The organism is Cellulomonas sp. KH9 (genome assembly GCF_900114185.1).
GTDB lineage: Bacteria > Actinomycetota > Actinomycetes > Actinomycetales > Cellulomonadaceae > Cellulomonas.
The window spans coordinates 492186-500045 of sequence record NZ_FOSE01000002.1; the positions used below are offsets into that span (position 1 = coordinate 492186).

The following is a 7860-nucleotide window of genomic DNA, read 5'->3' on the forward strand; positions in this document are numbered from 1 at the left end:
TCAGGGCTCCCACCGTGCGACGAGCACCTGTCGCCCGGACGCACCGCGCCCCGTGACGCGCACCGTGACGCCCGGGTCGCGACGCGCCGGGTCGAGCACCCAGTCGGCGACGGTCGTGCGTGCGGCGTCGGGCTCCTGCCCTGCGGCGCCCCGGTCGGCACCGGCGTCGTCCGCGGCACCCACGTCGTCCGCGACGGCGTCGCCCGCGGCACCCTCGCCCGGCCCGGGGGTGCCGGCGTCGTCGTGGACCGGCGTGGCGCCACCCCAGGCGGCTGTCCAGCCGGGCTCGAGCCCCTCGACGCGCACGACGAGCCGACGCACCCCGGCCGGCGCGTGGGCACCGTCGCTCGGCACCTCCTCGATCCGTGCCGTCGCCGCACGCGCGGCGACGCCCAGCAGGGCCCACCGCCGCTCGACCTCGTCGGCGAGCCAGACGGCCTCGCGCGGGTCGACCACGTCGAGCCCGTCCGCCCCGTCGAGCCCGTCGGCCCCGTCGGCCCCGCCGGACCCGGGAGCTCCCACCCTGCCGTGGGGCGGCACCGTGCCCGGCGCGACGAGGCGGTCGAGCGCGGCCCGCGCGTCGGCGAGCTCGGGAGCACGGCTGAGCCCGTCGGTGTCGTCGTCGAGGCGGTGCGCGAGCGCGGCGAGCAGCCGTCGCAGCCTGTCGACCTCGGGGGCGCTCACGACAACCTGCGCAGCACGCGGTCGAGGTACCCGGTGGTCACGGCCCGGCGGGCACGCGCGGCCTCACGGGCGGTCAGCGCGAGGCCCGCGCGCCCGGCCTGCAGGCGCACCACCGGCAGTCGGCGACGCCGCGGCGGCGGGGGTGACGCCGGCAGCGGCGGCGGGGCCGGCAGCGGCGGCGGGGCAGCGCCCGCGACCACCGGCGGACGCGGTGCCGGGACCCGCAGGTCGAGCGGCGGCAGGGAGGGCGGCACGGGTGCCCGGGTCACCGGGGCGCGACGAGGTGGCCGCGGGGCCCGTGCCGGCGCGACCCGGCGTGCGGGCGGCCCCGGGACGGGCGGTCGGGTGCGGACCGGGGCGCCGGGCGGCCGCGGGCGTCGCGCCTCCGGTCCCGGGGCCGCCCCGGGTGCCGGGGGCGGACGCCACCGCTCCGACGGCACCGGGCCGGCCGGACCGGGGTGCGGTGGCCGGACGGCCGCAGTGGCGGGGGTCGCCGCCGGGTCGCCGGGCGGGGGCACGTCGGGGGCCCTGCCCGGATCCGCCCGACCCGCGGGCGCGACCGGACGGGACGGGACCGCCCCGGGGGCGTCGGGCGCGGGGACACCGAGCACGGGCGTGAGCCCCCGCGGTGCGAGCGGTGCACGCGGCGGTGTCGCCGCGACGGGCGGCCGCGCGCGAGGCGGCACCGCGACCGGCGGCGGCGTGCGGACCCCCGTGACGGCGGCGGGGTGCGGGTGCGGCACGGCGCCGGCCCCGAGGACGGGCGCCACCGCCGCGGGCACCGGCCCCGGCCGCGCGACCGACCGGGCGACCCCCACCGCCCCGGTGACGGCGCGCTCCACCGGTGCGGAGTCACCGGTGGCCCGCGGCGCGGAGCCCCCGCCGCCGTCCCGCACCCCCCGACCCGGGCCCGCCGACCCCTGCCGTGCCGTCCACTCGTCGTAGGTGGCCGCGACCGGCCGGCCGGGCACCTGGCCGGGGGCGGGCCCGGTGGGCGGCAGCGGCGGCGGCACCCCGGGGTCGACCGTGTACCCGCCCGGGTCGGTGCGTGGCCCGGCCGGGTGCAGCACCCGCTCGAGCTGCGAGAGCAGCACCAGCACGGCGAAGACGTCGTCGCGGGCGGTCATCGTGCGTACCTCGTCCAGTCGTCGAGCAGCCCGGACGCGGCCGCCAGCTCGGTGGACCGGTCGACGCCCGCGGGACCCGGGGGCGGCGCACCGGTCGCCGCGGTCACGAGCGTGTCGCCCAGCGGCACGCCGACGGCCAGGCTCGGCAGGTCGAGGCCGGCGAAGTCCCGGCGGAAGGTCACGGGGCCCACCAGCGCCGCCGTCTGCCACGTGCGGCGCAGCGTCAGCAGCACCAGGTCCTCCTGCGGCCCGCACACCAGGGTCGGGCCCGGTCCGGTGCCGAGGACCGCGGGGTCACGCGCCAGGACCGCCGCACGCGACAGGTCGGTCCGCCCGAGCATCGCCGCCGGCAGCCGCACGGCACGGTCGACCTCGACCGCGCTCTGCCACGGCCCGCCGGACGCACCCGCCGGGTCGGGCGGCACGTCGCCGCGCAGCAGCAGCAGCTCACCGGCGCGCACGAGCGTGGGCCGACGCTCCTCGACGACGCTCTCCCACCACACGTCGGGGACGCCGTGCAGCACGAACGCCGACGTCGAGGCGGGCACCGCACCGTGCCAGGCGACCGTGTGCAGCGGCGGACCGTCGGGGTCGGGCACCCGCACGGCCCCCAGGCGCGCCTCGACGCGCCCCCGTCCCAGCAGCAGCGCGAGCTGGCCGTGCAGCGCGACCGCCTGCTCGAGCACACCGTCGCGCGCCGGGTCGTCCGCCGTGCCGCGGCGCAGCTCGGCGGCCGTCAGGCCCGTCGACACCACGCCGAGCACGGCGCCGGCAGGTACCAGCCCGGGTGCGCCGCCGGACGGCCCGGTGGGCGTCCGCGACACCCGCAGCGCCGAGGTGCGGACCGTCAGCCGGTCCCCGTCGCGGTCGAGGCCGAGCACCACGGCCGCACCGGGACGCACCCCCGACGTGAGCACGACCTGCCCCACCTCGACGACGCGCTCGGTGACCGGCAGCAGCGACGCGGGGGCGTCGCACGTGAGCTGGGTCGCTCCCAGCGCGGCCGGGCCCGCGAGCGCCAGGCCCTCGATGCCGAACCCGGTGCCGCCACCGGCGACCAGGGCACGCAACGACACCACGAACGGCTCGGTGGCGCGGTCCAGCGCGCGGTGCAGCCACCCGCCGGCGCGCGTCCGGGCGGCCATCCACCGCACGACCGTGGGCCACCACCGCGCGAACGCGACCTCGAGCGCGCGCAGCAGCCGCAGCGTGCCGTCGGGGTAGGCGATGCGGCCACCGACGGCGACGTCGAGCTCGCGACCCAGCGCACCGAGCTCGGGCGGCACGGCCAGCAGCCCACCGCCGCCCGTCGGCAGTGCGTCGAGCGTCACGTCCAGGGTGCGCGCCGCACCGTCGCGCCGGGCCACCTGCACCGCAGGGGCAGGGCTGCCGAGCGCTGCCCCCGCGAGCGTGCCGGCGAGTGCGTCGGCCGCCGCCGCGAGCGCCGCGAGCGCGTCGGGTGAGCCGCCTGCGGCGTCGGCCGCTGCCGCGAGCGCGGCCGGCAGCTCCTCGCTGCCGGGCCCGGTGGCGTCGACCCCCTCGTCCTCCAGCAGGGTCGCGGCGTCGCGCAGGTCCTGGGCGTCGGGCGACGGTGCCGACGCGGCGTGCGCGGCGGCGGCGACCTGGGCCGCCACGCGCGCGTGCGACCCGGCGGGCAGCCGCACGGGCGCGCCGCCCAGCACGTCGGCGACCAGCGAGCGCGCGAGCGTGCGCGTCACGGCGGTCAGCACGGGCGTCGGCGCCCCCGCGCGCGAGGACGTGCGCGGCGCGGGCGGCGCCGGCGGCTGCGCCCGGCGCGCGACCGTCAGTGCCGACCACGCCGCGACGAACGCGGGCGGGTCACCCGCGCCGTCGTCGACGTGCGTCGCCGCGGCGAACCGCGCGTCGGGCGGGAACAGGCTGGTGGCGGCGACGTCGGCCTCGCCGGGCACAGCGAACGGTGCGACGCCCCCGGGGTACGACGGCACGTACAGCGGCTGCACCGTGCCGTCGAGCTCGACGTCGAGCGTCGCGCGCGCGGCCAGCAGCCGCACGCTCTCCTTCACCAGCGGCCCCGATGCCGTGAACGGGGCGGGCAGGGTCACGGTCGCGAGGTCCGCGACCGCGAGCTCGAGCTCGTCCGTGCCGGGCAGGCGACCCCTGCGGGCGTCCGGTGCCCACGCGTCGACGGGTACCGGCGCGCCCGTCGTCGCGTCCCAGCCGCTCGTGGGCACCACCGTCACCACGGGGTCGCTCAGCGTGACGGCCCCGGTGCCGGCCAGCGCGCGCCGGCGCTCCAGCGCACCGGCCGCGAGCAGCAGCGCCTCGGTGCGGCGCCGCGGCGCGTCGTCCTCGTCGCGCGCCGACTCCAGGCGGTCGACCATCGCCTCGACCTGCCGCCACACCTGCTGCCACTCGTCGAGCTGGTGGCGCAGCCGGCGCGCGAGCCTCATGCGTCGGCCTGCCCGTCCGCGAGCGCGCGTCGTCCGCGGCTGCGTGCGACGCGCGTGGCCTCGAGCTCGGCCAGGACGAACGGGTCGAGCACCGCGCCCGCGGCCGCGAGCTGCTCGACCTGGCCCATGACGTCGCCGCGTGCGGTGCGCACGGCCTCCGCGACCTCCGCCGGGGTGCGGCCCAGCGCCGGTCCGACCGTCGTCACGGCGCCCACCAGCCGGTCGAGCGCGTCCCGCTCCTCCGCGACGAACGCCGCGCCGTGCTCGGCCACCCCGTCGCGCATGCGCTGCCACGCCTGCTCGACCGGCGCACCCGCGGCCAGCAGCCGGTCCCGGTGCGCGACGACGTCCTTCTCGAGCGCGGCGCGGGCGTCGTCGAGCGGGCCGTCGACGCCCAGCAGCTTCCAGATCAGCGCCGGTCCGGCCAGGTACGTCGCGGTGGACGTGCCCGACAGCAGGCACGCGCCACCGATCACGAGCCCGCGCACCGGCTTGCCCTGCGCGTCGCGGCCGGGCCGGTCCTGCGCGTCGAGGAACGCCTGCACGAGCCCGTCGACGCCGTCGTGGGTGACCACCGCGAGCACGTGCAGCCCCGACGCGGTCAGCGAGCGGATCATGTCGACGATCCGCTGGATGGTCTCGGCGATCTGCAGCAGCACGTCGATCTTGGAGCGCACCGCCTCGATGAGCTTCTTCAGCAGCCCGACGACCGAGTCGATGTTCTCCAGGATCGCCTTGAGCAGCTCCGGGACGCGCTCGAGCTCGCGCAGCGGGTAGGACGGCGGCGCGATGTCGCGCAGCTTCCACGACCGCCAGCCGGGACCCGTCTGCTCGCCGCGCACGCGCCAGTCGTCGGGGTCGGGGTGCAGCCAGTCCTCGAAGCCCGGCAGGTCGGCGTCCCGGAACGCCGTGAGCGCGTCGGTCAGCGCCCTGTCGTCGACCAGCGCGCCGAGCCCGTTGAGCAGCGGCACGAGGTTCGCCATGCCGGGGGCGGTCGCCATGACGAACACCGCCTCGACCGTGGCGCCGTCGGAGAAGATCGGCCGGTCGCCGTCGCCGGGGTCGTCGAACGACCGACGGAACGTGGCCGACCAGCCCTCGAACGCGCCGACCACGGGTGCGGGCGCCCGGTGGTCACCCGCCTTCCACGTGCGCGGCCGGGACGCGGTCTCCCCCAGCGCGTCCACGCGCTGCTGCCAGGACGTCACCCCGGGCACGTCGGTGTACAGGTAGCAGCCGGAGGACAGGATGTCGTCGACGACCTGCTTGAGGATCTCGTACGCCGCCTGGATCATCGCCCGCACCGGGTCGGGCAGCTCCAGCAGGAACGCCGTGAGGACGTCGAGCAGCCCGGCCACGACCTTGAGGGCCGCCGCCACGGCCTCGAGCGGTGCCGCCGCGATCTCGGCGACCTGCTGCACGCCGGGGACCTGCCCGAGCGTCAGGTGCGACCAGCGCGGCCCGGTGCCGTCGTCGCCCGGCGGCGTCGCCGCGGCGGACGCGACGCCGTACGCCGCCATGACCTCGTCCGCGAGGTCCGGGCAGTGCGTGAGCAGGAGCGCCCGCAGGTCAGCGGTAACGTCGCCGCCGTAGGCCGGCATCGCGCACCTCCTGCCCGCGGCGTCGCTGCTGCTCGGTCATCGCCGCGAGCGTCGCGGCCTCCTGCGCCGCGACCAGCGCCGCCGCCTCGCGCAGCATGTCCCGCGCGGACTCGAGGCGGGACAGCAGCTCGACAGGCTCGGCGGGGCGCCACCCGGACGTCGCGTACCGGGCGGGCTCGGGGGCGGGGTGCGTGCTCATCCGACCGGGAACCGCTTGACGAAGCCGAAGTACGACAGGTCCATCACGGGCGTCAGCGCTGCCCACACGTCCAGGGCCGGCCCGTAGGCCGCGACCGTCATCGGGTTGATGGCCTTGGCGATCGTGCTGAGCATCAGCAGGTGCTGCGCCAGGCCGTCGCCCAGCACCATCGGCGACACGGCCGACAACCCGCCCAGCTGCAGGACGCCCAGCCGTGTGTTGAGCGACACGTTGCCCACGCCCGCGTCGACGTCGACCGCCGTGATGCCGAGCCCCGGGCTCGCGGCCGCGATCGTCGTGGCACCACCCGACACGACGTTCACGCCGCCGCCCGTGGTGATCCCCACGCCCGAGCCGGCCGTCAGCCCGTACGCGCCGTCGACCTGCTCGGTCACCGAGCCGTGCACCGTGCGCCGCACGGGTCCGGTCACCTCGACGGTCTCCCCCGTCGCGTCCACCGTGCGGGACAGCACCCGGCCCACCGTCTCGGTCAGCGTGGCCCCGAACTCGCGCGCGACGTCACCCGCGACCTTCTCGGTGGCTCCCCCGCCGACGGTCCGTGTCACGTCGCGCGCGACGGTCTCGCGCAGGGCCCCGTCGACCGTCACCCCCCGCGACCCGTGGTTGACGGTCCGCTCGTTGCTGGCGACCACGTCGACGCCCTCGGGGCCGAAGGTCATGCGGTTGCCCTGCGCGTCGTGGATCTCGAGCACGTTGGCGTCGTCGTCGAGGACGATGCGGTGCCCCGACGCGGACTTCAGGATCCGCACCCGCGGGCCGGCGACCGTCGACGGGCGACCGTGCCGGGGCACCTCGGGGACACGGTCGGGCACGCCGCCGTCGGGCAGCGGCGGCTGGTGCGCCGAGCGGGCCACGCCGTCGGCGACCGAGTCGGGCGTGCCCACGTCCTCGGCCTGCGGCGAGCCCCACCACATGCCGCTCCAGATGGGACGGGACAGGTCGCCCTCCTCGAACTCCACCCACACGCCCGCGCCGACCTCGGGCACCACGTACAGCCCCTGGTCGGGCCCCGCGTACGGGGAGGACGGCAGCGCCCACCCGGTGGGCTCGTCGGGGCCCAGCAGGCGTGGCACCACCGCCTGCAGCCGGCCGCGGTTCTCGGGGTCGTCCACCCGGTGCACGTACCCGCGGAACTTGCCGTACAGGCGCTGGTCGAGCCGTTCCAGCAGGTCGGCCAGCAGCTCGTCGACGCTCATCGCTCCGCCTCCTCCTCGTGCAGGCGCACCCCGGACACGTCCTCGAGGCTGAGCACCGTGCGGCTGCCGCGGTCGGGCCGTTCGACGACGATCGCGTCGTTCTCGATGTCCGTCAGCCGGCCGACGTGCACCTGGCCGAGCGTGGTGAGCACCAGCACCACGGCGTCGGTGCCGATCTCCTCGAGCTGGTCCCGCAGGCTCATCGCAACGCCTCCAGGGCCGTGGTGAGCACGTACCGGCGGTTGTCGACCTCGGTGCGCTCGGCCGCGGCGCGGTCCGCGCGCAGCCGCACGCGCGCCGCCTGGACCGCCTGCTGCAGGGACGTGGTGCGCGTCGGCAGCGGCAGCAGCGGTGCGCGCTCGCGCCACCCGTCCAGCAGGTCGGCGCGCAGGTCGAGCCGCGCCCGGGTGGTCTCCAGGACGGCACGGACGGCGGCCCGGTGCTCGGCCGGGTCGGTCGGCACCAGGTCGGGGACGACCGCGACGCGCAGGTGCGCGGTGGTCAGGTGCTCCGGCAGCGGCATCGCGGGCTCCTCGGGTCGGTGGGGGCGGGTCGTGGGACGGGTCGTGGGGCAGGCCCGGGGGCAGGGCCCATGGGGTC

Annotated in this window: 8 protein-coding genes; all 8 read right to left on the bottom strand. The window is 78.3% G+C overall.

The window, feature by feature from the left end:
* From BMZ16_RS18920 to BMZ16_RS08375, 8 genes are read right to left on the bottom strand one after another with little or no spacing between them, the layout of a single operon-like run.
* On the bottom strand, positions 1-684 hold the full coding sequence (locus BMZ16_RS18920) for a hypothetical protein (protein WP_143082778.1): 684 nt from the start codon (positions 682-684) through the stop codon (positions 1-3).
* Complete coding sequence (locus BMZ16_RS08345; protein ID WP_089799346.1) at positions 681-1811, bottom strand: hypothetical protein; 1131 nt, start codon at positions 1809-1811, stop codon at positions 681-683. The genes BMZ16_RS18920 and BMZ16_RS08345 overlap by 4 nt, the downstream gene beginning before the upstream one ends.
* Positions 1808-4243, bottom strand: coding sequence for a hypothetical protein (locus BMZ16_RS08350; RefSeq protein ID WP_089799348.1), 2436 nt, complete (start codon positions 4241-4243; stop codon positions 1808-1810). The genes BMZ16_RS08345 and BMZ16_RS08350 overlap by 4 nt, the downstream gene beginning before the upstream one ends.
* Positions 4240-5844, bottom strand: a complete 1605-nt coding sequence (locus BMZ16_RS08355; RefSeq protein WP_089799350.1) for a hypothetical protein — start codon at positions 5842-5844, stop codon at positions 4240-4242. Before BMZ16_RS08355 ends, BMZ16_RS08350 begins: the two co-directional genes overlap by 4 nt.
* Positions 5813-6043, bottom strand: coding sequence for a hypothetical protein (locus BMZ16_RS08360; RefSeq protein WP_089799352.1), 231 nt, complete (start codon positions 6041-6043; stop codon positions 5813-5815). Before BMZ16_RS08360 ends, BMZ16_RS08355 begins: the two co-directional genes overlap by 32 nt.
* Positions 6040-7260: a phage baseplate assembly protein V gene (locus BMZ16_RS08365; RefSeq protein ID WP_089799354.1), complete on the bottom strand. Its 1221-nt coding sequence runs from the start codon at positions 7258-7260 to the stop codon at positions 6040-6042. Before BMZ16_RS08365 ends, BMZ16_RS08360 begins: the two co-directional genes overlap by 4 nt.
* Positions 7257-7463 (bottom strand): hypothetical protein, encoded by a 207-nt coding sequence (locus BMZ16_RS08370; protein ID WP_089799356.1) that lies wholly within the window; start codon positions 7461-7463, stop codon positions 7257-7259. Before BMZ16_RS08370 ends, BMZ16_RS08365 begins: the two co-directional genes overlap by 4 nt.
* Positions 7460-7783 (bottom strand): hypothetical protein, encoded by a 324-nt coding sequence (locus BMZ16_RS08375; RefSeq protein ID WP_089799357.1) that lies wholly within the window; start codon positions 7781-7783, stop codon positions 7460-7462. The genes BMZ16_RS08370 and BMZ16_RS08375 overlap by 4 nt, the downstream gene beginning before the upstream one ends.
* Between the last annotated feature and the right edge of the window lie 77 nt (positions 7784-7860).

Excerpts from the sequence above, each read along its gene's own strand:
- BMZ16_RS08365 (WP_089799354.1), bottom strand. The coding sequence starts at position 7,260 with ATGAGCGTCGACGAGCTGCTGGCCGACCTGCTGGAACGGCTCGACCAG.
- BMZ16_RS08375 (WP_089799357.1), bottom strand. The coding sequence starts at position 7,783 with ATGCCGCTGCCGGAGCACCTGACCACCGCGCACCTGCGCGTCGCGGTC.
- BMZ16_RS08360 (WP_089799352.1), bottom strand. The coding sequence starts at position 6,043 with ATGAGCACGCACCCCGCCCCCGAGCCCGCCCGGTACGCGACGTCCGGG.
- BMZ16_RS08345 (WP_089799346.1), bottom strand. The coding sequence starts at position 1,811 with ATGACCGCCCGCGACGACGTCTTCGCCGTGCTGGTGCTGCTCTCGCAG.
- BMZ16_RS08350 (WP_089799348.1), bottom strand. The coding sequence starts at position 4,243 with ATGAGGCTCGCGCGCCGGCTGCGCCACCAGCTCGACGAGTGGCAGCAG.
- BMZ16_RS08355 (WP_089799350.1), bottom strand. The coding sequence starts at position 5,844 with ATGCCGGCCTACGGCGGCGACGTTACCGCTGACCTGCGGGCGCTCCTG.
- BMZ16_RS08370 (WP_089799356.1), bottom strand. The coding sequence starts at position 7,463 with ATGAGCCTGCGGGACCAGCTCGAGGAGATCGGCACCGACGCCGTGGTG.